Annotated in this window: 20 protein-coding genes; 14 read left to right on the plus strand and 6 right to left on the minus strand. The window is 69.7% G+C overall.

Annotated elements, in window-relative coordinates; genetic code table 11:
- The coding region (locus ABZ297_RS32755; RefSeq protein ID WP_355354294.1) for a transporter substrate-binding domain-containing protein at positions 1–858 on the plus strand (858 nt) is incomplete at its 5' end.
- A gap of 54 nt (positions 859–912) precedes the next feature.
- Entirely contained in the window at positions 913–1,887 is a 975-nt protein-coding gene (locus ABZ297_RS32760) for a malate dehydrogenase (protein ID WP_355354297.1), read from the plus strand.
- A 74-nt stretch (positions 1,888–1,961) separates the two neighbouring features.
- On the opposite strand, the gene galE is transcribed toward ABZ297_RS32760, so the two are convergent.
- Positions 1,962–2,909 carry a UDP-glucose 4-epimerase GalE gene (gene galE, locus ABZ297_RS32765; protein WP_355354300.1) on the minus strand — a complete coding sequence of 316 codons (948 nt, stop codon included), beginning with the start codon at positions 2,907–2,909 and terminating at the stop codon, positions 1,962–1,964.
- A gap of 86 nt (positions 2,910–2,995) precedes the next feature.
- Between galE and ABZ297_RS32770 the strand changes: the two genes are divergently transcribed.
- Together ABZ297_RS32770 and trpS are read left to right on the plus strand one after the other, a co-directional pair.
- A complete protein-coding gene (locus ABZ297_RS32770; protein WP_355354303.1) occupies positions 2,996–4,309 on the plus strand; it encodes a hemolysin family protein in 1,314 nt (437 codons plus the stop codon).
- Positions 4,310–4,323: 14 nt separating this feature from the next.
- The gene (trpS, locus tag ABZ297_RS32775) at positions 4,324–5,328 is read left to right on the plus strand and encodes a tryptophan--tRNA ligase (RefSeq protein ID WP_355354306.1); all 1,005 of its coding nucleotides are present in this window, start codon (positions 4,324–4,326) and stop codon (positions 5,326–5,328) included.
- A 132-nt stretch (positions 5,329–5,460) separates the two neighbouring features.
- Here the strand turns inward: trpS and bla are convergent, their stop codons facing one another.
- Both bla and ABZ297_RS32785 read right to left on the minus strand, forming a co-directional pair.
- On the minus strand, positions 5,461–6,444 hold the full coding sequence (bla, locus tag ABZ297_RS32780; RefSeq protein WP_355354309.1) for a class A beta-lactamase: 984 nt from the start codon (positions 6,442–6,444) through the stop codon (positions 5,461–5,463).
- A 297-nt stretch (positions 6,445–6,741) separates the two neighbouring features.
- Complete coding sequence (locus tag ABZ297_RS32785; RefSeq protein WP_355354312.1) at positions 6,742–7,248, minus strand: MarR family transcriptional regulator; 507 nt, start codon at positions 7,246–7,248, stop codon at positions 6,742–6,744.
- A 61-nt stretch (positions 7,249–7,309) separates the two neighbouring features.
- On the opposite strand from ABZ297_RS32785, the gene ABZ297_RS32790 reads away from it, so the two are divergent.
- Positions 7,310–8,590, plus strand: a complete 1,281-nt coding sequence (locus ABZ297_RS32790; RefSeq protein WP_355354315.1) for an amidohydrolase family protein — start codon at positions 7,310–7,312, stop codon at positions 8,588–8,590.
- Positions 8,591–8,707: 117 nt separating this feature from the next.
- On the plus strand, positions 8,708–9,643 hold the full coding sequence (locus tag ABZ297_RS32795) for a YihY/virulence factor BrkB family protein (RefSeq protein ID WP_355354318.1): 936 nt from the start codon (positions 8,708–8,710) through the stop codon (positions 9,641–9,643).
- Here the strand turns inward: ABZ297_RS32795 and ABZ297_RS32800 are convergent.
- On the minus strand, positions 9,632–10,726 hold the full coding sequence (locus ABZ297_RS32800; RefSeq protein ID WP_355354321.1) for a D-alanyl-D-alanine carboxypeptidase: 1,095 nt from the start codon (positions 10,724–10,726) through the stop codon (positions 9,632–9,634). The two genes, ABZ297_RS32795 and ABZ297_RS32800, sit on opposite strands and share 12 nt — an antisense overlap.
- A gap of 83 nt (positions 10,727–10,809) precedes the next feature.
- Here ABZ297_RS32800 and ABZ297_RS32805 point away from each other — a divergent pair, with 83 nt between their 5' ends.
- On the plus strand, positions 10,810–11,019 hold the full coding sequence (locus ABZ297_RS32805; RefSeq protein WP_355354324.1) for a hypothetical protein: 210 nt from the start codon (positions 10,810–10,812) through the stop codon (positions 11,017–11,019).
- Here ABZ297_RS32805 and ABZ297_RS32810 read toward each other — a convergent pair.
- Positions 10,979–12,343: a peptide ligase PGM1-related protein gene (locus ABZ297_RS32810; RefSeq protein WP_355354327.1), complete on the minus strand. Its 1,365-nt coding sequence runs from the start codon at positions 12,341–12,343 to the stop codon at positions 10,979–10,981. The genes ABZ297_RS32805 and ABZ297_RS32810 overlap by 41 nt on opposite strands.
- 508 nt (positions 12,344–12,851) lie before the next feature.
- On the opposite strand from ABZ297_RS32810, the gene ABZ297_RS32815 reads away from it, so the two are divergent.
- The gene (locus ABZ297_RS32815) at positions 12,852–14,075 is read left to right on the plus strand and encodes a M20 family metallopeptidase (RefSeq protein WP_355354330.1); all 1,224 of its coding nucleotides are present in this window, start codon (positions 12,852–12,854) and stop codon (positions 14,073–14,075) included.
- 3 nt (positions 14,076–14,078) lie between these two features.
- Here ABZ297_RS32815 and ABZ297_RS32820 read toward each other — a convergent pair whose 3' ends face one another.
- Positions 14,079–15,983 carry a Xaa-Pro dipeptidyl-peptidase gene (locus ABZ297_RS32820; RefSeq protein WP_355354333.1) on the minus strand — a complete coding sequence of 635 codons (1,905 nt, stop codon included), beginning with the start codon at positions 15,981–15,983 and terminating at the stop codon, positions 14,079–14,081.
- A 291-nt stretch (positions 15,984–16,274) separates the two neighbouring features.
- Here ABZ297_RS32820 and ABZ297_RS32825 point away from each other — a divergent pair, with 291 nt between their 5' ends.
- The 6 genes from ABZ297_RS32825 to ABZ297_RS32850 all read left to right on the plus strand — a co-directional run bounded on the left by ABZ297_RS32825 (position 16,275) and on the right by ABZ297_RS32850 (position 23,146).
- Complete coding sequence (locus ABZ297_RS32825) at positions 16,275–17,348, plus strand: BMP family ABC transporter substrate-binding protein (protein ID WP_355354336.1); 1,074 nt, start codon at positions 16,275–16,277, stop codon at positions 17,346–17,348.
- A gap of 81 nt (positions 17,349–17,429) precedes the next feature.
- Entirely contained in the window at positions 17,430–19,037 is a 1,608-nt protein-coding gene (locus ABZ297_RS32830) for an ABC transporter ATP-binding protein (RefSeq protein ID WP_355354339.1), read from the plus strand.
- Positions 19,037–20,176 (plus strand): ABC transporter permease, encoded by a 1,140-nt coding sequence (locus ABZ297_RS32835; RefSeq protein WP_355354342.1) that lies wholly within the window; start codon positions 19,037–19,039, stop codon positions 20,174–20,176. The genes ABZ297_RS32830 and ABZ297_RS32835 overlap by 1 nt, the downstream gene beginning before the upstream one ends.
- Positions 20,173–21,468: an ABC transporter permease gene (locus ABZ297_RS32840; protein WP_355354345.1), complete on the plus strand. Its 1,296-nt coding sequence runs from the start codon at positions 20,173–20,175 to the stop codon at positions 21,466–21,468. Before ABZ297_RS32835 ends, ABZ297_RS32840 begins: the two co-directional genes overlap by 4 nt.
- Positions 21,465–21,872 (plus strand): cytidine deaminase, encoded by a 408-nt coding sequence (locus ABZ297_RS32845; protein WP_355354348.1) that lies wholly within the window; start codon positions 21,465–21,467, stop codon positions 21,870–21,872. The genes ABZ297_RS32840 and ABZ297_RS32845 overlap by 4 nt, the downstream gene beginning before the upstream one ends.
- Complete coding sequence (locus tag ABZ297_RS32850; protein WP_355354351.1) at positions 21,872–23,146, plus strand: thymidine phosphorylase; 1,275 nt, start codon at positions 21,872–21,874, stop codon at positions 23,144–23,146. Before ABZ297_RS32845 ends, ABZ297_RS32850 begins: the two co-directional genes overlap by 1 nt.
- Positions 23,147–23,226: the final 80 nt, after the last annotated feature.

Raw genomic sequence — 23,226 nt, forward strand, 5'->3', positions numbered from 1 at the left:
ACCGCCGCGGTCGTGCGGGCCGCGGCGGCGGTGGTCGCCGTCATGAACGACTGGCCGCCGCTGGCGTTCGGCGAGCAGCCCGACGTCACCGCGACCGGCTCCGACAGCAAGGGCCCGCCGCCGAACGCCTTCGCCTCCGCGGTCGACAAGGCGGCCCAGACCGGCCGGCTCGTGATCGGCGTGAAGGGCGACCTGCCGGGCGTCGGCCTGCAGGAGGGCGACGGCTTCGCCGGGTTCGACGTCGACCTGGCCAGGCGGATCGCCGCCGAGCTCGGGGCCGAGAAGGTGGAGTTCGTCAGGGTCAGCAAGAGCGACAGACCCGGACTGCTGTCCAACGGCACGGTGGACCTGGTCGTCGCCACGTACTCGGTGAACAACGACAAGGTCCAGTTCGCGGGGCCGTACTACTTAGCGCATCGCGACCTGCTGGTGCGCTCGGGCGACGCCATCGACTCGATCGACGACCTCGAGGGCAAGAAGATCTGCGACCCCAACAGCGCGTCCGTCGGCGACACGCAGGACAAGGTGAAGGTCGAGCTGGTGCCCGCGCAGAACTACGCCGAGTGCATGGACCTGCTCAGGAGCGGCGAGGTCGCCGCGGTTCCCGGCGACGACCTCATCCTGGCCGGGTTCGCCAGCCGTGAGAACCAGCGCTACAAGATCCTCGGCGCCAAGCTGAACGACGAGCGTTACGCCGTCGGCGTCAAGCAGGGTGACGCGAAGACCTGCAAGGCGGTCAAGGCCGTCATCGCCGACCTCTACCGTACGGGCGCGTTCAAGAAGCTCGTGACCACGTACTTCTCCAAGGTGGACTTCACGCCGGAGCTGAAGGTGCCCGCGATGGAACCCTGCGAATGACGAGCGGGTAACATCCGAAAGTCAATGATTCACGCTGCGAGTTAGGGGAAGGCCATGGCCACGCCCGTCAAGGTGACCGTCACCGGAGCCGCCGGTCAGATCGGCTACGCACTGCTGTTCCGCATCGCATCGGGCCAGCTGCTTGGCGCGAACGTCCCGGTCAAGCTGAGCCTGCTGGAGATCCCGCAGGCGGTGAAGGCAGCCGAGGGCACCGCCATGGAGCTCGACGACTGCGCCTTCCCGCTGCTGTCCGGCATCGAGATCACCGATGACCCGAACGTCGCCTTCGCGGGCGCCAACGTCGCGCTGCTGGTGGGCGCCATGCCGCGGAAGGCGGGCATGGAGCGCGGTGACCTGCTCGGCGCCAACGGTGGCATCTTCGGCCCGCAGGGCAAGGCGATCAACGACCACGCCGCCGACGACATCAGGGTCCTGGTCGTGGGCAACCCGGCCAACACCAACGCGCTCATCGCCCAGCAGCACGCGCCCGACGTCCCCGCCGAGCGCTTCACCGCGATGACCCGCCTCGACCACAACCGCGCGCTGTCCCAGCTCGCCGCCAAGCTTCAGGTGCCGGTCACCGAGGTCAAGAACATGACCATCTGGGGCAACCACTCCGCCACGCAGTACCCCGACCTGTTCCACGCCGAGGTCGGCGGCAAGGTCGCGGCCGAGCAGATCGACGGCGAGTGGCTGCGCGAGACGTTCATTCCGACCGTCGCCAAGCGTGGCGCCGCCATCATCGAGGCCAGGGGCGCGTCGAGCGCCGCCTCCGCCGCGAACGCCGCGATCGACCACGTCTACGACTGGGTCAACGGCACCGGCTGGACCTCCGCCGCGGTCGTGTCCGACGGCTCGTACGGGGTGCCGGAGGGGCTCATCTCGTCCTTCCCGGTGCGCGCGGTCGACGGCAGGTTCGAGATCATCCAGGGTCTGGAGATCGACGCCTTCTCCCGCGACCGGATCGACGCGTCCGTCCGCGAGCTCGTCGAGGAGCGCGACGCCGTCAAGGAGCTCGGCCTGATCTGATCGCCGCATGATGAGGCGCGCGTCCGGTGTGACGCGCGCCTTTCGCGTACTACTCGGCTATTCGGCCTACTCGGTTATCGGCCGGAAAGGCCCTCCCAGGCGTCCGAGACGATCTCCCTCAGCGACGTCCGCTCCGGCTTCCAGCCCAGCTCGCGCTGGATCTTCTCGGACGAGGCGACCAGCACGGCGGGGTCGCCCGCACGACGCGGGCCGACGACGGCGGGGATCTCGTGCCCGGTGACCTCGCGGCAGACCGAGATCACCTCCTGGACGGAGAAGCCGGTGCCGTTGCCCAGGTTGTAGATCTTGTGCTCGCCCTCGATGATCGTGTCCAGGGCCAGCAGGTGGGCGCGTGCCAGGTCCGAGACGTGGATGTAGTCGCGCAGGCAGGTGCCGTCGGGCGTCGGGTAGTCGGTGCCGAACACGCTCACCGACTCGCGCTCGCCGGTGGCCACCTTCAGCACGTTCGGGATGAGGTGCGTCTCGACGGTGTGCCGCTCGCGGAAGCGCCCGTAGGCCCCGGCCACGTTGAAGTAGCGCAGGCTCACCGCGCCCAGCCCGTGCAGGCCCGCGTAGGCGGTGAGAGTCGTGTCGACGGCCAGCTTGGACGCGCCGTAGGGGTTGGTCGGCCGGGTCGGGTCGCTCTCCTGGATCGGCGAGCGCTCCGGCTCCCCGTACGTGGCCGCCGTGGAGGAGAACACGATCCGGCGCACGCCCTGCTCGCGCATGGCGTGCAGCAGTGCCAACGTGCCGCCCAGGTTGTTCGCCCAGTACAGCCCCGGCTTCTCCACGGACTCACCCACCAGCGACTTGGCCGCGAAGTGCAGCACCGCGTCCACGCCGGCGAGCGCCGCGGAGGCGTCGCTGATCGAGCCCTGGACGAACCGCGCCCCGTCGGGCACCGCGTCCGCGTGCCCCGTCGAGAGGTCGTCGAGGACGGTCACCTCGTGCCCCGCCTCGACCAGTTGCGCGGCGACGACACTGCCGACGTATCCGGCTCCTCCGGTGACCAGCAGCCTCATGTTTACTCCTGTTCGAATATGTTTGAGGATGTAGGGGTTGCTGTTCAGCATACGCGGGAAAGCAGCCGAGTACGCTGCGAAGCACCATGTTTGACACGCTCGTGGCCAACATCGCCTTGGTCTTGCTCTTCATCCTGGTCGGCGGCTTCTTCGCCGCCGCAGAGATGGCCATGGTCTCGCTCCGAGAGTCGCAGGTTCGCAAGCTCTCACAGCGTGGCCGCCGCGGTGAGCGCGTCGCCAAGCTCGCACGCGATCCAAACCGCTTCCTGTCCGCCGTCCAGATCGGCGTCACCGTGGCCACCATGCTGTCGGCCGCGTTCGGCGCCGACCGGCTCGGCCTGCAACTCGTGCCCGTCCTCGAACGGTGGCGGGTGCCCGCCGCCGTCGCGCCCGTGCTCGCCCTCGTCCTGGTGACGCTGGCGATCTCGTACGTGTCCCTGGTGCTGGGCGAGCTGGCGCCCAAGCGGCTCGCCAGGCAGCGGGCAGAGGGGCTCTCGCTGTTCGTCGCGCCCTTCCTGGACCGGATCGCGGCCCTGTCGCGGCCGATCATCTGGACGCTGTCGAAGTCCACCGACGGCGTGGTCCGGCTGCTGGGCGGCAACCCGCAGGCCGACAGGGAGGAGGTGACCACCGAGGAACTGCGTGACATGGTCGTCGGGCACACCGACCTCACCACCGACGAGCGCAACCTGATCGCCGAGGTGTTCGCCGCGGGCAAACGCCAGCTCCGCGAGGTCATGCTGCCGCGGACCGAGGTGGAGTTCATGGAGGCCGACACGCCGCTGGCCGAGGCCGCCGTGCTCGCCGCCGGGATGCCGCACTCCCGCTTCCCCGTCTACCGCGAGTCGTACGACGAGATCATCGGGTTCGTGCACGTCCGCGACCTGCTCGACCCCGTCCTGACCGGACGCATCGAGCCGATCAGCGAGCTCGTCCCGATCCGTCCGGTGAAGTTCCTGCCCGCGTCCAAGCGGGTGCTGACCACCCTGTCGGAGATGCGCGGCGAGGGGCACCACCTGGCCATCGTCGTCGACGAGTACGGCGGGACCGCCGGGATCGTCACCCTGGAGGACCTGGTCGAAGAGCTGATCGGCGACATCAGGGACGAGTACGACCTCGAGGACCACACCGTGATCCTCACGGCGGGCGAGATCGAGATCGACGGCCTGACGAACCTCAACGACTTCGTCGCCGAAACCGGCCTCCGGCTCCCCGACGGGCCCTACGAGACGCTGGGCGGGTTCGTCATGGCCATGCTCGGCCACGTGGCCACCCTGGGGGAGACGGTGGAGGTCTCCGGCTTCGAACTCACCGTCACCGGGCTCGACGGACGCCGCATCGCCAGGGTGCGGGTCAAACGGCGTCCGGCGATCGAGTCGCCGTCGGACCAGGATTCCTGACACAATTGCCTGCTATGGCCAGACCTCGTGTTCTCTCCGGCATCCAGCCCACGGCAGACTCCTTCCACCTGGGCAACTACCTGGGTGCGGTCCGCCAGTGGGTCGCGATGCAGGAGACCCACGACGCGTTCTACTGCGTGGTCGACCTGCACGCGATCACCGTGCCGACCGACGCCGCCGCCCTGCGCCGCCGCACCCGCGTGGCCGCCGCGCAGCTCTTCGCCGCCGGGCTCGACCCCGAGCGCTCCACCGTCTTCGTCCAGTCGCACGTGCGCGAGCACACCGAACTCGCCTGGATCCTGATCTGCCAGACCGGCATGGGCGAGGCCGCCCGGATGACCCAGTTCAAGGACAAGTCGGCCAAGTACGGCGAGAGCGCCGCCAGCGTCGGCCTGTTCACCTACCCGATCCTGCAGGCGGCCGACATCCTGCTCTACCAGGCCAACGCCGTCCCGGTCGGGGCCGACCAGAAGCAGCACCTCGAACTGACCCGCGACCTGGCCCAGCGGTTCAACCACCGCTTCGGCGACACGTTCACGCTGCCCGAGCCGTTCATCCTCAAGGAGGTCGAGAAGATCACCGACCTCCAGGACCCAACCTCGAAGATGTCCAAGTCGTCCTCCAGCCCCGCGGGCATCCTCGACCTCCTCGAGCAGCCGGGGCCGCTGCGCAAGAAGGTCATGCGCGCGGTCACCGACACCGGGTCCGAGGTGCTGTTCGACGAGGAGAACAAGCCCGGCATCTCCAACCTGCTGCGCATCCAGTCGGCCCTGACCGGCACCCCGATCCCGGCTCTCGTGGAGCGGTACGCGGGCCAGGGGTACGGCACCTTCAAGAAGGACGTCGCGGAGGCCGTGGCCGACACCTTCGGCCCGATCAGGGAGCGCACGGAGAAGCTGCTGGCCGACGAGGCGGAGCTGGACCGGATGCTGGCGATCGGCGCCGAGCGCGCCCGCGCGGTGGCCGCCCGCACCATGGCCGAGGTCCGCGACCGCGTCGGCTTCCTCCCCACCCACTGACCGCGGGGCTCGCACCGGCGTATCCCCGGAGCGGGCGCCCGCCCCGGGGGGTACGCGGCACGTTCGGCCCTGCGCCCGGGCGGGTGCTCTGGCCGGGCATCGGCGTGACGCGCGGACGCGTACGGGCGTCCGCTACGGGAGCTTGCCGAGGCCGCGGGCGAGGATGGTGGCGGTGTCGGCGATGACCTTGTTGTCGTTGGTGGCGTCGGCGGCCGAGCGGGTGGTGTAGATCGCCATGATCAGCGGCGGGGCCGACTCGGAGGTCTGGATGACGGCGATGTCGTTCGCGGACCCGTAGGTCGAGCCGGTGCCGGTCTTGTCGCCGATGATCCACGTCTTGGGAAGTCCGGCGCGGATGCGCTCGTCGCCGGTCTTGGTCGCGAGAAGCCACGCGTTCAGCTGCTCCCGGTCCTTGGCGTCGAGCGCGTCCCCGGACGCGACCTGCCGCAGGTCACGGCCGATGGCGGCGGGCGTGGTGGTGTCGCGCCTCTCCTTGGGGCTCCAGATGTTGAGCTCGGTCTCCCAGCGGTCCAGGCGGGAGATCGGGTCCTTCAGCGTGCGGAAGTACCGGGTCAGCCCCGCCGGCCCGCCGATCTGCTTGAGCAGCAGGTTGCCCGCGGTGTTGTCGCTCACGGTGATGGCGGCCTCGCACAGCTGGGCGACGGTCAGCCCGTCGTCCACGTGCTCCTTGGTCACCGGTGAGTTCGGCTTCAGGTCGCCGGCCTTCCAGCGGATGACCCGCTCCATCAGCCCGGGGTCGGACGTGCGGGCCTTGTGCAGGACCGCGGCGGCCGCGAGCGCCTTGAAGGTGGACGCGATCGGGAAACGCTCGCCGGACCGGTAGGTGACGATCTTGCCGGTGGCCGTGTCGAGGGCGTACGCGCCGATGCGGGTCTTGGACGATGTTTCCAGCGCACGCAGCTGCTTGCGCGCGTCGGCTGCCTGCAGGTCGGCCTGGACGGCCTCCCCGCTCTGGGCCGCCGAGGACTGGGGGAGCGCCTGGCTGTCGGCCGAGGCGGCGTTCACGCCATAGGCGGTGCCGCCGACCAGGACGGAGATCGCCAGTCCGGTCGCCTTCAGGGCCGCGGGGAAGCGGCGGGCGTCAAGGTGTCGCATTCCATGGTCCTTGCTCTTGATCAGCAGATCGCTGGAGCCAATCAGACCGGACGAGACGATGTCCAATAGCGATATCGGCCAAGCAACGATATGTATCCGGATATCGACGCAGCTCTGGGCGCGGCAGCAGGACGCCCGGACTCTGGTGCCACCCGGCGGTCGACTTCGGCAGATTGAAAGCGCGTGTTTCGGCAGACCGTACGGGCAGCGGACTTCCGTGGGCTGCGGCTCCTGCGGCGCAGGCTGGGCGAGCGGGTGCGGGCGGGGTTCAACGCGGCGTGCTCGTGCGCTGGTTTGTCAGCGGACGCGGCGTCTGCCCACCACCAGAAGGAGGTCTCGGAGGGCGTCGGCCGCCTGCCTGATGGTGGCCTCCGGGACCCCGGCCATGACCTCGTCGTGGGCCTTGCCCGCGACGTTGAGCGCGGTGGTGGCGATGCGGAGGCCCTCGGCGGTGAGCTGGACCCAGCGGCTGCGGGCGTCGCCCGGGTTGGCCGCGCGTTCGACGTACCCCGCCGCCGTGAGGCGTTGGAGGACGTTGCTCGTGCCGCCCGAGGTGAGGAAGAGGGCTTTCGACAGCTCGCTGGGCTTCATCCGGTGCGGTTCGGGAGTGCGCGCGAGGGCGGCCAGGACGTCGAACTCGGCGTAGGTGAGGCCGAGGTCGGTGAGTTCGGCTTTGACGGCGGCCTCGAAGAGCGCGTTGAGGCGGGCGGTGCGCTTGCTGAGTTCGAGGCTGGCGATGAGGGACGACGGCAGCCCCGAGGCCTGCCAGCGGGGAACCATGGCGTCTACCTCATCGTGCTTCATGTGTTCGAGGATACTTCCAGGCAGATTGCTTTCTTAAAAGCTTCTCATTAAGCTTTTCGGTATGACAATTGTGATCAGAAACGGGATCGTCGTCGACACCGAGCCGCAGCCCGTGGTGATCGGCGCGGCCGACGTGCGGATCGAGGGCGGGAAGATCGCCGAAGTGGGGCCGGGGCTGCCCGACGTGCCGGGCGCCGAAGTGATCGACGCGTCCGGGATGATCGTGATGCCCGGCTTCGTCGACAGCCACCGGCACACCTGGCAGGCCGGCATCAGGGCCGTCGCGCCCGACATGACCTTCCAGGGATATCTGCAGCGCATCCTGGGTGAGCTGGCACCCGGCTACCGTCCCGAGGACGTCTACGCGGGCAATCTCGCCGGGGCGCTGGAGTGCCTCGACGCGGGCATCACCACGCTGCTCGACTGGTCGCACGTGCAGTTCACGCCCGCGCACACCGAGCAGGCCGTCCGGGCGCTGCACGAGTCCGGCATCAGGGCGGTCTTCGGGTTCTGCCACGGCGGGCCCCCGGAGGGCCTGGTGGAGGAGGGGCGCCGGGTGCACGACACGTACTTCGGGACGTCCGGGCTGGTCAGCATGGCGGTCGCGGCCCTCGGTCCGGAGATCGTCGGCGAGGAGCACGCGCTGGACGAGTGGCGGCTCGCCCGCGAGCTCGACCTGCCCGTGACCGCGCACCTGGGCGGGCACGGCCAGGAGAGCGCCGCCAGCGGGCTCGCATTCCTGCGCGACAACGGCCTGCTCGGCACGCGCACGACGTACGTGCACGCCAACCACTACGCGGACGACCACCTCAAGTTCATCGCTGACAGCGGCGGCAGCGTGTCGGTGTCGCCGATCGACGAGATGACGCTGGGCATCGGGTACCCGGTCAGCGGCCGGGCGCGGGCCGCCGGGATCCCCACCTCGCTCAGCGTCGACACCGTGACCTGCGCCCCGGGCGACATGTTCAGCCTGATGCGGACCGCGTTCGCGCTGGAGCGCGGACGGCCCGGCGGGGAGGGGCTCGGGTTCACCACCCGCGACGTGCTGCGCATGGCCACGATCGAGGGCGCGGAGGTGGTCGGGCTCGGCGACGTCACCGGGTCGCTGCGCCCCGGCAAGCAGGCGGACGTCGTCCTGCTCCGCACCGGCACGCTCGGCATGGCCGCCGCGCAGGACCCGATCGGCGCGGTGGTGCTCAACGCGGGCACCGACGCCGTCGACACGGTCCTGGTCGCCGGACGGGTGGTCAAGCGCGACGGCAGGCTGCTGCACCACGACGTGACGGCCGTGCTGGCGTCGCTGACGGAGTCGGCCGCCAGGGTGACCGCCGCGTCCTCCTGAACCGTCGGATCCCGGGCTCTCCGGGGATCACGGAAACGGCCGCCCGATGGCAGACTTGTCCGGCTTGTGGAGGGAAGAGTCCTCTGATCGAGCCGGAAAGGGGGCCGTGCGGCAGCGATGGCAAGCCTGACCGAGCGGATCGAGGCCGTGAAGGCCCGAGGGCGTCGCCTCGTGGAGTACTGGCGGGTTCGCCGTCCCTCGATCGACCACCTGATCAGGACCGTCCAGCGGTACCAGGTGAACACCGGTGACCGGCTGGCGGGCGCTGTCACATACTTCGCGTTCCTGTCGTTCTTCCCGCTGGTGGCGCTGGCCTTCGCGGTGTTCGGCTACATCCTGGCCAACAACGAGAAGGCGCTGAACGCCCTGAACGCGGCGATCGCCAAGCAGCTGCCGGGCCTCGCCTCCCAGCTCGACCTCACGAGCATCGCGCAGGCCAAGCAGACCGCCGGGATCATCGGCCTGCTCGGCCTGCTCTACGCCGGGCTCGGCGCGATGGACGCGTTGCGCGGCGCGTTGCGCGAGATCTCGATGACCACGACGCCGCCGCTCAACTTCTTCCTCGGCAAGCTGCGCGACCTCGCCTCGCTCGTCCTTCTGGGGCTGACGATGCTCGCGTCGGCGCTGGTCACCGGCTTCGCCACGCAGGCGACGACGTTCCTGATGCGCTTCCTCCACCTGGACGCCACGCCGTTCAACAAGGGCGGGCTCTTCTCCGGAGGCCTCCTGGCGAGCCTGGCGGCCGACTGGCTGATGTTCCTGATCCTGCTGGGCTGGGTGGCGCGTCCCACCCAGCCCTTCCGGGTCATCGCTCGGGGGGCGCTGCTCGGCGCGATCGGGTTCGGGCTGCTCAAGCAGCTCGCCGGGCTGCTGCTGGGCGTGACGCTGAGCAACCCGATCTACGGCGCGTTCGCGGTCATCGTGGGCCTGCTGCTGTGGATCAACCTGTCGGCCAGGCTCGTCCTGTACGTGGCGGCCTGGACGTCCACGGCCGGGCTCGGGCCGCCCCCTGTGCCCTCGCCCGTCCCGTCGAACGGCGGCTCACGCGCTTGACCTGCGCCTGCGGCGGATGCCGAAGCCCAGCCAGACCACCCCGAACAGCAGCGCTCCGCCGATCACGCCCGCGCCGATCTTGCGGGTGGTGTCGGTCTGCTTGGACGCCGTGTTCACCATCGGCGCCTTGGACGCCACGCCCGGCGCGGGCGACACCGCGACCTGCCGCGGTGTCGGCCGCACGGGCGGGATCGGGTCCACCAGCTGGCCCACGGGCGGGACATGGCCTCTGACCTGGAAGCCCCAGTCGAGCAGCTTGGCGACCTCGTCCCAGAAGTAGCCGTCGTGCCGCATGATCGTGACCATGATGGTGTGGCCGTCGCGCGTGGCGGCGCCGACGAAGCTGCCCAGGGCCTTGGACGTCCAGCCGTTCTTGACGCCGATCATGCCCTTGTAGCGCCAGAGCAGCTTGTTGTGGTTGCTGATCTCGTAGTAGCTCTTCGGTGCCGGGAACTTGGCGACCTTCGTGCTGATATATCGCCGGAAGGCGGGATTGGCCAGGCCGGCCCGCGCGATGAGCGCCAGGTCGTAGGCCGAGCTGCTCTGGCCGGGTTTGTCCAGGCCGCTGGGGGTCTTGGCCACGGTGTCGTTCGCCTGCAGGCGCTTGGCCTCGGCGTTCATGTCCCGCATGGTCTTGGGGACGCCGCCGTTCGTCTCGGCCAGCGCCATCGCCGCGTCGTTGGCCGAGGACATCATCAGCGCCCTGAACAGGTCGTCCACCTTGTAGGTGACCTTGGGCGAGAGGCCGACCGCGGTGCCTTCCTGGTTGCACGCGTTCTCGCTCGGTCTGACCTTGAGGTCCTTGTCGAGTTTCGGGATGAGCGTGAGCGCTGTCAGCGTCTTGAGCGTGCTGGCCGGCAGGTAGCGCCCGTGGGCGTCCTTGGCCGCGAGCACCTGCCCGGTGTCGACGTCCGCGATCACGAATGAGGTGGCCTGCGTCTTCGGCGGCGCTTCCACGCCGTCGGGCTTCACCAGGCCGCGGCTGCCCAACGCGTCGCCCCCGATAGGTGCGGTGGTCGAGGCGTGCGCTGGTGCGGTGAGCGTGACCGCCGCGAGGAGTGCCGTGACAGGCACCGGTTTCATCCACATGGCGGTCTCAGCGTAGCTTTGTGTCAATGCCCATGTGGCGACACATCCCCTGAAGATCCACCTTGGACACTAGAGAGATGGCAATGTCACGAAAGATCGCCGGTTTCCTCGTCGCCCTCGGCGCGTTCATGGTCTTCGAGTGGGTGATGCTGGCATTCAACCTGGCCGACGGACATCCGACGGCCTTCTACGTGGTGCACGGAGTCCTGATCGCGGTCAACCTGGTGCTCGCGGTCGTGCTGGCCGTCATCGGCTGGAAGGGGTTCCGCAAAGCGCCCGGCGGGTGATCCGGTGGAGCTCGTCGGCCTCCTCGCGGGAGTCGCCGATCGTGGTGAAACCGAGCTTGCCGTGCTCGGGGATCGCGCCGAGCAGGTGGAAGACGTTGCCGGTGCGGCGGCCGTGGTCGAAGCCGAGCCCCAGCCTCTCGACCGTCCGCACGACCTCGCCAGGGGAGCGGCCGCGCAGGCAGCGGGCGGCGCAGTTGTCGGTCGCGGTGTAGTACTTGGGCTGGTCGCCCACCATGAGCAGGCCGGTGCCGTGGTCGTAGGTGGCGCCGGTGGTCAGCAGCGCCGCGCCGAACGGGTGGGTGGTGCCGCCGATCCGCAGGTTGATCTCGCAGAGCAGGGCGGCGTAGCCGGCGTCGGTCTTCATCGCGAAGAAGTCCATGCCGAACAGCCCCACCACGCCGCGCTCGGCCAGGACGCGGGCGATCCCGGAGGCCGACTCCTCCACCTCGGCCCGGTACTGGGACGCGGCGGGGAACGAGCACCCCTGGTAGACGTCCTTGTTGGCGCCGCCGAGCACCTGGTCATGGGTGGCCAGGACGTCGTGGTGGCCGCCGGGCGTGATGCGGGCCAGCGCGCTCGGGAAGTAGAGCGGCTGGTGCTCGATGAACTCCTCGGCCACGGCCCCCCGCTCGACGATCTTGGCGGTGAAGCTCTCCCAGGTCTCGCCCGCCGCCGAGAAGCTCGTCCGAGACCGGTCGCTCTTCGTGACGATCGCGTTGCCCAGCCCGGAGTAGCCGTCGTTGAGCTTGACGATCACCCGTTCGCCCGGCAGCGACTCCATCGCGTCCTCGATCTCGGCGGCCGAGTGCAGGTCGCCGAAGCCGCGTGCCATCGGCACGCCCGCCTCCAGGCCGACCTCGCGCGAACCGCTCTTGGAGCCGTAGTAGGCCAGCGACGTGGCCGGGCCGTAGAGCGGGATGCCGAGCAGCGCCGCGAGTTCCTCCTCCAGCTCGCTCAGGACGAACGGGACCAGCCAGGCGTCGCCGTCGACGGCCTGGCGCAGGCGCTCGATCGCGTCGGGACGCGAGAGCAGGGTCCTGGTCAGCGGCTGTGAGGCGGGGTCGTCGAGGCTGATGAGCCGGAGCCGGACCGCGGCCCCGGCGGGGTCGGGAAGGAAGCTCAGGTAGTACGCGACGATGTCCGGATCGATGGGCGCCGAGGAGAGGTAGACCACCTTGACGCGGGGGTCGCGGAGCGTGAACAGGAGGAACAGCAGACGCTCCTCGTAGCATCTCGCCCCCGTGATGCGGCGGAGCTCGTCCTGTGGCAGGGAGAGCGAGGGCACGACCACCAGGGTCCCCTCGCCCGGCTCGAAGATGCTCAATCTCGCATGCTTCTCCCCGAACGGGATATTAGTGATCATATAGCGAGTGAAACACGCATTCTTCGCAGAAACAGCCGTCGTCGTAGTGTGATGAACATGACGGAAGGTGACAGGATTCGGAATCGCCGACCACGTTTGGAAGTGACGACGACGGGTCACCATCTAATGATCCCTTGTGACTATTTCGGGGTCAGGTAGACGCTCACTTACCGTAACGACCTGAGGTTACGGGCATGCCGTCAGCGAACTTTTGGGGTAGTTGTCGGCGAGAAGCGTCACGGGAGCGATAAAGTCGAAGCATCGCCATCGGGCTCACGGCCACCCTCGCCGCGGTCTCCCGTTCTGACGATCTCTGGCACCGAAACCCACGGGTGCGGCCTTTGATTGCCCGGGTGACTGCCCTGACCGGACAGCTACCGCAGTGCGAAACATGGATGAAAGACAGCGCAGATTGAGCCGGGCGACGTTGTGTCAAGGGGTCGCACGGCACGTGACGGGATGGTGACTGATGCGGGGCCGTGAGCTGCGGGGGGAACTCGACGCGTTCCTGGCGGAGAACGAGCAGAATCTGGTGGCGTTCCGTCGCGACCTGCACATGCACCCAGAGCTCGCCTTCGCCGAGTACCGCACGACCCAGCGCATCGCCGAGCGGCTCATCGCCGCCGGCCTCACGCCTTCCGTGCTCCCGCGTGGCACCGGGCTGGTGTGCGACGTGGGCAGCGGCGACGGCCCGACCGTGGCGCTGCGCGCCGACATCGACGCGCTGCCCCTGCAGGACGAGAAGGACGTCTCGTACCGTTCGACCGTCACGGGCGTCTGCCACGCGTGCGGCCACGACGTGCACACCACCGTCCTGCTCGGCACCTCGCTCTTCCTCGCCCAGCAGGCCGCCGCGGGGCTGCTTCCCGGGCGCGTCCGGCTCGTCTTCCAGCCGGCGGAAGAGCTGCCCGGCGGCGCGCTCGAGGTCATGGCGCACGGCGGCATCAGCGGCGTCGACCGCATCTTCGGCCTGCACTGCGACCCGCGCGTCGACGTCGGCCAGATCGGCCTCAAGTCCGGCCCGATCACCTCGGCCTGCGACAAGCTGGTCGTCCGCGTCTCCGGCCCCGGCGGCCACACGGCCAGGCCGCACCTGACCGCCGATCTCGTCTTCGCCCTGGCCAAGGTCCTCACCGAGCTGCCCGCCGCGCTCTCCCGCCGGGTCGACCCGCGCTCCTCGCTCAGCCTGGTCTGGGGCAAGGTCGAGGCGGGCTCGGCCGCCAACGCCATCCCCGACGACGGCGTGGCCGAGGGCACGGTCCGCTGCCTGGACGAGAACGCCTGGCACGCCGCCCCCGATCTGATCAAGGCGCTGCTCGAGTCGGTCGCCTCCGCCTACGGCATCGAGGCGACCATGGACTACACCCGCGGGGTGCCGCCGGTCGTCAACGACGAGGTGAGCGTGGAGATGCTGGCCGCGTCGGCCGAGCGCGTCCTGGGGGCGTCCGCCGTGGTGCCGACGCAGCAGTCCCTCGGCGGCGAGGACTTCGCCTGGTACCTCGAGTCGATCCCGGGAGCCTTCGCCCGGCTGGGCACGCGGTCGCCAGGCGGCGTCACCTACGACATCCACCAGGGCACCTTCGACGTCGACGAGAGCGCGATCGGGATGGGCGTGCGGATGATGGCCGCGACCGCCCTCACCGCGCTGTGGGAGGCCGGCCGCGTCGTCGATCCGCTCACGACACTGGCCTGAGAGTCAGTTGAGCCTGCCGGCGACCACCGGCAGGGTCAGCGACGAGCGGCCGGGCGAGAGCTCGACCCTGGTGCCCGGCGGGTAGCGCAGCGTGTAGTCGCGGTCCGTCGAGATGATCACCAGACCGATCCGGTGGCCCTGCTTGAACAGGTAGTCCTTGGGCTGGAAGTCCCAGGTGAAGGTGTAGTCCTTGCCGGGGCGTAGCGGTTGCGAGTGGTCCATGCCGGCGCGGTTGCGGACGTCCAGCCAGCCCCTGGAGACGATCTTGTACGGGGTGGTGACGGTTCCCAGCCTGCGCAGCGCCGTGCAGCCCGTGTCGCCGGGGACACCTTCGCCGTAGCAGAGCGTCTCGCCCGTCGGCACCAGCGACCCGTCAGGGCGGACGTCCTCGCCGTAGTCCACCAGCAGGGCCGTCAGGTACGGCGAGGAGCCGCCGCTGAAGGAGGCCCTGACCGAGACCTCGGGAGTGCCCGAGATCCGGACGTCCGCCGGCAGCTCGGACGTCAGGTAAGCCAGGCGGTTGGGATCGGGTGCGGGGGCCGACTCGACCAGCTGCTCGGCCGTGCGGTCCTTCTGGTCGACGAACGACTCGCGCCCCGGCCACGGGCGGGCGAGCGGGCCCAGCTCGGAGTTCCGGCCGAGTCGGAGCCTGACAGGGGCGGCGCCGGGAAGCGGCCACGAGGCGTACTGGCCCCAGTCGCCGGGGCCGATCTCCACGTCCGCCTGCGGTTCGCGCATGATGCCGCTGTCGATCCCGTACAGCCAGTAGTCGAACCAGCCGTGCAGCTGGCGGAGCCACTCGACCGTCCTGAGGTTGAAGGGGCTCATGTGGGTGCCCTGGTGCAGCCAGATCTTGCGCGGGACGTGCCGCTTGGCCAGGGCGTCCCACCACTGGGCGAACTGCTTGGTCTTGACGTTCCAGTCGTTGAGCCCGTGCACCAGGAAGACGCTGGCCCTGACCTTGCCGACGTCGTTGAGGTAGTTGCGGACGTCCCAGAAACGGCTGTAGTCGCCGGTGACCCGGTCCTGCGCCGCCGTCAGGTGCTCCATGACGGGGCCGCAGACCCGCTGGCCGTCGGCCCGGGTGAGGACGTACTTGGCCAGCACGTCTGTGTCCTCGCCCTGGAAGCCGCCGGGCGCGACGACGCCGCCGTTGGCCCGGTAGTAGTCGTACCAGGACGAGATCGCGGCGATCGGGACGATCGTCTCCAGCCCCTTGACCCCCGTCGAGGCGACCGCGTTGGGCAGGGTCCCGTTGTAGGAGACGCCGATCATGCCGACCTTGCCGGTCGACCAGGACGCCGACACCGGCTCGCCGTCGGCGGTGAAGGCCCTGGCCCGGCCGTTCAGCCAGTCGATCGCGGCCTTCGGGCCGGCCGTCTCGTTGCGGTCGCCGGTCGTCGGGCAGCCCGTGGCGCGCCCGCTGCCCAGGTTCTCCACCAGCGCGATCGCGTAGCCGCGCGGCAGGAAGTAGTTGTCGTAGTAGCCGTCGAAGGGCTCGGCGGCGAGCTTGTTCGCCCGCGCCCACAGCGTGGGCAGCGGGTTGCCGTCGTCGTCCACGTCCACCACGTGGTTGGGCACGTCGTTGCCGCCCGCGTAGTACGGACTGGCCTCCATGATCACGGGGACCTTCAGGCCCTGCTCGGTCTCCTTGGGACGCAGGATGTCCACGGCCACCCGGTCGGGGCTGCCGTCGCTGTCGCTGTCAGTGCCGGCGACCTCCACGAACACGGTCTGTCTGACGGCGTCGGCGCGGGAGAAGACCGGTTGGGTGGCGTTGCCCTCGACCTTGATCTCCCGCGGGATCTCCGGCGGGGTCTCCGGTGGACCGGCCGTAGCGGGCGCGGCGCCCATCGCCAGGACGAGCACCGCGGCCAGCGGCACCGCCAGAACCTTCCGAGCACGCATCAGGGCTCCCGTGGCAGACGGACTTCCATCTATGATCGAAAATCTCCGTCAAGATCGGCCGCACGGCAAGCCCTTGACCCGCGTCAAGTTACGGTAAAAATAAGAGGACCTGGCCGGGGGCGCCGATCTGTCCGCAGGTCACAGACGCGACTGATGTCGATAACGGACCGGTTGCGACCTTGTGTGCCGGTTTGGTCTGCCCTGGTCAACCAACTATCTTCCGTGCAGGTGCCGTACGTTTCTTCGCGCCCGCGATGAAGTTCGGCGGCGGGGAAATGGAAGGGAGTCGCCTTGCTCAGCAAGCGATTCGGCAGGATGGCGATCGGCTCTGTCGCCGGCGTCATGCTCATGGCGGCCGCGGCCTGTGGCGGCAGCAGCGGGGGCGACAGCACGGCGAGCGCCCAGCCCACATCGGGAGCGAGCAGCGAGGCGTCCAAGCCGGGCGCGCTGAAGGTCGGTCTCGCGTTCGACGTCGGCGGGCGCGGTGACAAGTCGTTCAACGACGCCGCGTACGCGGGCCTGGAGAAGGCCAAGACCGAGCTGGGCGCGGACATCAAGGACCTGAGCCCCGCCGCCGACGGCTCCAACCGCGGCGAACTCCTGCGCCAGCTCGCCGACGCCGGCTACAACCCGATCATCGGTGTCGGCTTCGCCTACGGCGACGACATCAAGAAGACGGCCCTGGAGTACCCCGAGATCCAGTTCGCGGTCGTCGACTCCGCCTCCAACGCGCCGAACGTCACCGGCCTGCAGTTCGCCGAGGAGCAGGGCTCCTACCTGGCGGGCGTCGCCGCGGCGACCAAGGCCAAGAGCGGCCACGTCGGCTACGTCGGCGGCGTCGAGAACGACCTGATCAAGAAGTTCGAGGCGGGCTTCGTGGCCGGCGTGAAGTCGGTCAAGAAGGACGCCAAGATCGACATCAAGTACCTCACCCCCGACGGGGACTTCAGCGGCTTCAAGGCCCCCGACAAGGGCAAGGTCGCGGCCGAGAAGATGTTCCAGGACGGCGCGGAGATCGTCTACCACGCCGCCGGCGACTCCGGCCTCGGCGTGTTCCAGGCGGCGGCCGCGGCCAAGAAGAAGGCCATCGGCGTCGACTCCGACCAGCGCCAGACCGTCAAGGAGGCCGACCTGCAGTCCGTCATCATGACCTCGATGATCAAGCGCGTGGACGTCGGCGTGTTCGAGTTCATCAAGGCCTTCCAGGGCGGCGCCAAGGGCGGCACCAACACCGTCTACGACCTCAAGGTCGACGGCGTCGGCCTGGCCACCACCGGTGGCGAGATCGACGACCTCAAGGACAAGCTCGACGCGGTCAAGAAGGACATCGTCGACGGCAAAATCACGGTTCCGTCCAAGCCGTAACCTGGGTAGGAAGGTCAAGCGAGGGCCCGGGGGGCCTAATCCCCGGGCCTTCGGTCTATCCACCCGGCTCAAGGAGACCGCATGAGCTCGGAAACCCTCGCCGCGGTGCAACCCGCCGTCGAGCTGGAGGGCATCACCAAACGCTTCCCCGGCGTGGTGGCCAACCGCGACATCCGCATCACCGTCGAACCCGGTACGGTGCACGCGATCGTGGGAGAGAACGGCGCGGGTAAGTCCACCCTGATGAAGATCCTTTACGGCATGCAGAAGCCGGACGAGGGCACGATCAGGGTCAACGGCCAAGAAGTCAGCTTCCGCACGCCCAGCGACGCGATCGCCGCGGGCATCGGCATGGTCCACCAGCACTTCATGCTGGCCGACAACTTCACCGTGCTGGAGAACATCGTCCTCGGCGCAGAGCCGAAGCGGGCCGGCACCCTCGACACCGCCCAGGCCCGCGCCCGCATCGCCCAGCTCGCGGCCGGTCACGGCCTGAGCGTCGATCCCGACCGGCTGGTCGAGGACCTCGGCGTCGGCGACAGGCAGCGGGTCGAGATCCTCAAGGTGCTCTACCGCGGCGCGCGCATCCTGATCCTCGACGAGCCCACCGCGGTGCTCGTGCCGCAGGAGGTCGACGAGCTCTTCGACAACCTGCGCGAGCTCAAGGCCGACGGCCTGACCGTCATCTTCATCTCGCACAAGCTCGACGAGGTGCTCAGCATCGCCGACGCGATCACCGTGATCCGCCGCGGCACCACCGTCGCCGCCGTCGACCCGGCCGAGGTCACCGCCCGCCAGCTCGCCGAGCTGATGGTCGGCAGCGAGCTGCCCACCCCCGAGACCCGCGAGTCCACGGTCACCGAGACGGTCGCCCTGCGGGTGTCCGGCCTCACCATGGAGGCCGACGGGTACCGCCCCGTCCCCAAGGGCACGTCCGTGCAGGTCTACGTCGACAAGCTGCGCGAGGACGGCAGGCGGCTGCTGCTCGACGGCGTCTCGTTCGACATCCACCAGGGCGAGATCCTCGGCATCGCCGGAGTCGAGGGCAACGGGCAGTCGGAGCTGATCGAGGCGATCATGGGCATGCGCCCCGCCCACGGCGAGATCACGCTCGGTGCGGCCGACATCAGCTCCTGGTCCACCTTGAAACGCCGCGAGTCGGGCATCGGTTACATCCCGGAGGATCGGCACCGGCAGGGGCTGCTGCTGGAGTCGTCCCTGTGGGAGAACCGGGTGCTCGGCCACCAGACCAGGCGGCCCGCGCGCAGCGGCATCTGGGTCAACAGGCGGGCGTCCCGAGCCGACACCGAGCGCATCGTCAAGGAGTACGACGTGCGCACGCCCAGCGTCGACACCCTGGCCCTGGCCCTGTCGGGGGGCAACCAGCAGAAGCTGATCGTGGGCCGGGAGATGAGCGGCGAGCCGAAGTTCCTCATCGCCGCGCACCCCACCCGCGGCGTGGACGTCGGCGCCCAGGCGGCCATCTGGGACCACCTGCGCAACGCCAGGGCCGCCGGGCTGGCCGTGCTGCTGATCTCGGCGGACCTCGACGAGCTGATCGGCCTGTCCGACACGCTGCATGTGATCTACCGCGGGCGGCTCGTCGCCCGGCTCGACCCGTCCGCCGTGACGCCCGAGCGGCTGGGCGGCTACATGACCGGCGCCATCACCGGCACTGAGGAGACGTGATGCCCGCAGGGCTCTATCGGGCGCTGCTGACCGTCGCAGGCGCCGCGGCCGCGATCGTGCTGGCCATCGTGATCTCCAGCGTGGCGATCGTCGCCGCGGGGGCCAGCCCCGAGGCCGCGTTCGCCGCCTTCTTCGACTTCGGCGAAACTCCCCGTTCGGTCGTCAACGGCATCACGACCATGCTGAACAGGGCGGTGCCGCTGTACATCGCCGGCCTGGCGGTGGCGGTCGGGTTCCGGATGAACCTCTTCAACATCGGTGTCGAGGGCCAGTACCGGATCGCGGCCATCTGCGCGGCCTACGTCGGTGCGCAGTTCACGGCGCCCGCGCCGATCCAGATCCTGGTGATCATCGTGGTCGCGATGGCCGTCGGTGGCCTCTACGCGCTGATCCCCGCGGTGATGAAGGTCGGCAGGGGGGTGAACGAGGTCATCTCCACGATCATGTTGAACTACATTGCGATCAACCTGGCGGCCTTCCTCGTGCGCGGGCCGTTCACCGGTGAGCGCGCCTCAGGCACGCTCACGACCAACACCCCGGTGCTGCCGCAGTCGGCCTGGTTCCCCAACCTCAACTGGATCTTCGAGATGTTCGGGCTGCCGGCGCCGCGCGGCGGCGGGCTCTGGGGCTTCCTGCTCGTGGCGGTCGTGCTCGGCGCGCTGCTCTGGCTGGTGCTCGAGCGCACCCGGTTCGGCTTCGACGTCAAGGCCAGCGGGCTGAACGCGTCCGCGGCGCTGGCGTCGGGCGTCAACCCGAAGAAGATGGTCATCTCCGCGATGGTGCTCTCTGGCGCGATCGCCGGGCTGATCGGGCTGCCGGAGATCCTCGGCGACAAGCACTCCTTCGGCTCCAACTTCACCCCCGGCCTGGGCTTCCTCGGCATCGCGGTCGCGCTGCTCGGCCGTAACAGGCCGGTCGGCATCGCGGTCGCCGCGCTGCTGTTCGGCTTCCTCGACCGGGCCCAGGGGCCGCTGCAGTTCGCCAGCGTGCCCCCGTCGGTCATCATGATCATGCAGGGGACGATCGTGCTGCTGGTGGTCGTCGCCAACGAGATCACGAGCAGGGTCGCGCTGCGGCGCGAGGAACGGCGGGCCGCGCAGCAGCTCGGCAGGAACACTCCCGTTGAGGTGGCGGCATGAGCGTCGTAGCGACTACCCGGGTCCGCAAGTACCATCTGGGCCTCATCGGCGCCGCCGTGCTCATCCTGCTGATGTCGCTGGTGCGGATCGTGTCCGGGCAGGACGACATCACCTCCTCCGGCACCTTCGCCGCGGCGCTGCTGCTCGCCGTGCCGATCGGGCTGGCCGGGCTCGGCGGGCTCTGGGCGGAGCGGGCCGGCGTGGTCAACATCGGCCTCGAAGGCATGATGGTGCTCGGCACCTGGTTCGCCGGATGGGCCGGATACCAGTGGGGCTGGGCGGCGGCGCTGCTCGCCGGGCTGGTCGCCGGCGCGCTCGGCGGGCTGATCCACGCGGTGGCGACCGTGACGTTCGGCGTCGACCACATCATCAGCGGCGTCGCCATCAACCTGCTCGGGCCGGGCGTCACGCGCTTCCTGTCGGAGGTCCTCTACAAGGAGGGCACCGGGGCGGCCAAGGCCGGGGCCGGCATCACCACCTCGCCCGCGCTGTCGTCCCAGGGGCCCGAGGTCAGCCTGCCTCTGCTGTCGTCGGGGCCCGACTGGCTCGGCAGCCTGGAGGGCACGCACTGGTTCCTGCTCTCCGACCTGGCGGGCATCCTGCGCGGGCTCACGCACGAGGTCAACGCGCTGGTGATCCTGGCCGTGCTGTTGCTGCCCCTGACGTTCTTCGTGCTCTGGCGCACGGCCTTCGGCCTGCGGCTGCGCTCGGCGGGCGAGAACCCGTGGGCGGCCGAGTCGCTCGGCGTGAACGTCTATCTGATCAAGTACGTGGCCGTCGTCATCTCCGGCGCGTTCGCCGGGCTCGGCGGCGTGTTCCTGGTCTTCGTCAGCACCAAGTACGTCGAGGGCCAGACGGCCGGGCGCGGTTTCATCGGCCTGGCCGCGATGATCTTCGGTAACTGGCGGCCCGGCGGGCTGGCCGCGGGTGCGGCGCTGTTCGGCTACGCCGACGGCCTGCAACTGCGCAGCTCCGGCGCCGTCACCTCGTTCTTCCTGTTCGGCGCGGCGCTGCTCGTGCTCTACCTCGGCGCCCGGCTCCGTGGCATGCTGGCGTCCAACCAGCCTGCCGAGATCGTGGCCAGAGGAGCCCGGGAGTACACGCTGCTCGCCGGGGCGGCGGTGGGAGCCGTCCTGCTCGTCTGGCTCTGGATGACCGTCGACAAGCTGCCGAACGAGTTCGTCTTCATCACGCCGCACGTGCTGACGCTGCTGGTGCTCCTGGTCGCCTCGCAGCGCCTGCGGATGCCCAAGGCCGACGGCGTGCGTTACCGCCGGGGGGAACAGCATTGAGTAGCCACCACCAAGTCAGCTGGGACGCGCTCAGGGCCGAGGCCAACGAGGCCATGCACCACGCGTACGCGCCGTACTCGAAGTTCCCCGTCGGGGCGGCGGCGCTGGTCGACGACGGCCGGATCGTCACCGGCTGCAACGTCGAGAACGCCTCCTACGGCATCGGCCTGTGCGCCGAGTGCGGGCTGGTCTCCGCGCTGCAGGCGTCCGGCGGTGGCAGGCTGGTGGCCTTCACCTGCGTCGACGGGCACGGCGAGCTGCTGATGCCGTGCGGGCGATGCCGCCAGCTCCTGTTCGAGTTCGGCGGTAACGACCTGCTGGTGGAGACCGTCGACGGGCCGAAGCGGATGGCCGAGATGCTGCCGTACGCGTTCGGCCCTCACGACCTGTCCAGGATGGCGTGATGGACGCGATCGAGGTCATCGTCGCCAAGCGCGACGGCGGCGAGCTGACGGCCGCCCAGATCGACTGGGTCATCGACGCCTACACGCGCGGCGACGTGGCCGACGAGCAGATGTCCTCGCTGGCCATGGCGATCCTGCTGAACGGGATGAACCGGCGCGAGATCGCCGGCTGGACCAAGGCCATGATCCGCTCGGGCGAGCGCATGGACTGGTCCGTCCTGGACCGTCCCACCGCCGACAAGCACTCCACCGGCGGCGTCGGCGACAAGATCACGCTGCCGCTCGCGCCGCTGGTGGCGGCGTGCGGCGCCTACGTCCCGCAGCTGTCGGGGCGCGGGCTCGGGCACACCGGCGGCACGCTCGACAAGCTCGAGTCGATCCCCGGCTGGCGGGCCTCGCTGTCCAACGCCGAGATGCTGGACGTGCTGCGCTCGGCGGGCGCGGTCATCTGCGCGGCCGGCTCCGGCCTGGCCCCCGCCGACAAGAAGCTGTACGCGCTGCGCGACGTGACGGGCACGGTCGAGTCGATCCCGCTGATCGCGTCCTCGATCATGTCCAAGAAGATCGCCGAGGGCACGGGCTCGCTGGTGCTGGACGTCAAGGTCGGCTCCGGCGCGTTCATGAAGACCCCGGAACTGGCCCGCGAGCTGGCCGAGACCATGGTCGCGCTGGGCACCGACGCGGGCGTCCGCACGGTCGCGCTGCTCACCGCGATGGACCGGCCGCTCGGCCGCGCCGTGGGCAACGCGCTGGAGGTCGAGGAGTCGGTCGAGGTCCTGGCAGGCGGCGGGCCGTCCGACGTGGTGGAGCTGACGGTGCGGCTGGCGAGGGAGATGCTGGACGCCGCCGGCATCGCGGGCAAGGACCCCGAGCAGGCCCTGAAGGACGGCTCGGCGATGGACCACTGGCGCCGCATGATCACCGCCCAGGGCGGCGACCCCGACGCCCTGCTGCCCAGGGCCGCCGAGACGATGACCGTCGAAGCCCCCTCGTCGGGCGTGCTGACCAGCCTCGACGCCTACGCGGTCGGCCTCGCCGCCTGGCGGCTCGGGGCGGGCAGGGCGCGCAAGGAGGACCCGGTGTCGTTCGGCGCGGGCATCACCCTGCACGCCAAGCCGGGCGACCTCGTCCGCGAGGGGCAGCCGCTCATGACCCTGCACGCGGACGAAACAGCCCGCTTCGACCGTGCTCTGGAGGCGCTGGCGGGCGGCTACACGGTCGGCCCCGCGAGCCAGGACCTCCTCCCCCTGGTCATCGACCGCATCACCGCCTGACGCCGACCGGCCGGGCGCTCAGGGTGCCTCGTCGCGGCCGGTCGGTACGCGTCGAAGGCGACGGGGTCACCTGCCCGCGC

The organism is Nonomuraea sp. NPDC005983, assembly GCF_040614375.1.
In the GTDB taxonomy this organism is placed as follows: Bacteria; Actinomycetota; Actinomycetes; order Streptosporangiales; family Streptosporangiaceae; genus Nonomuraea.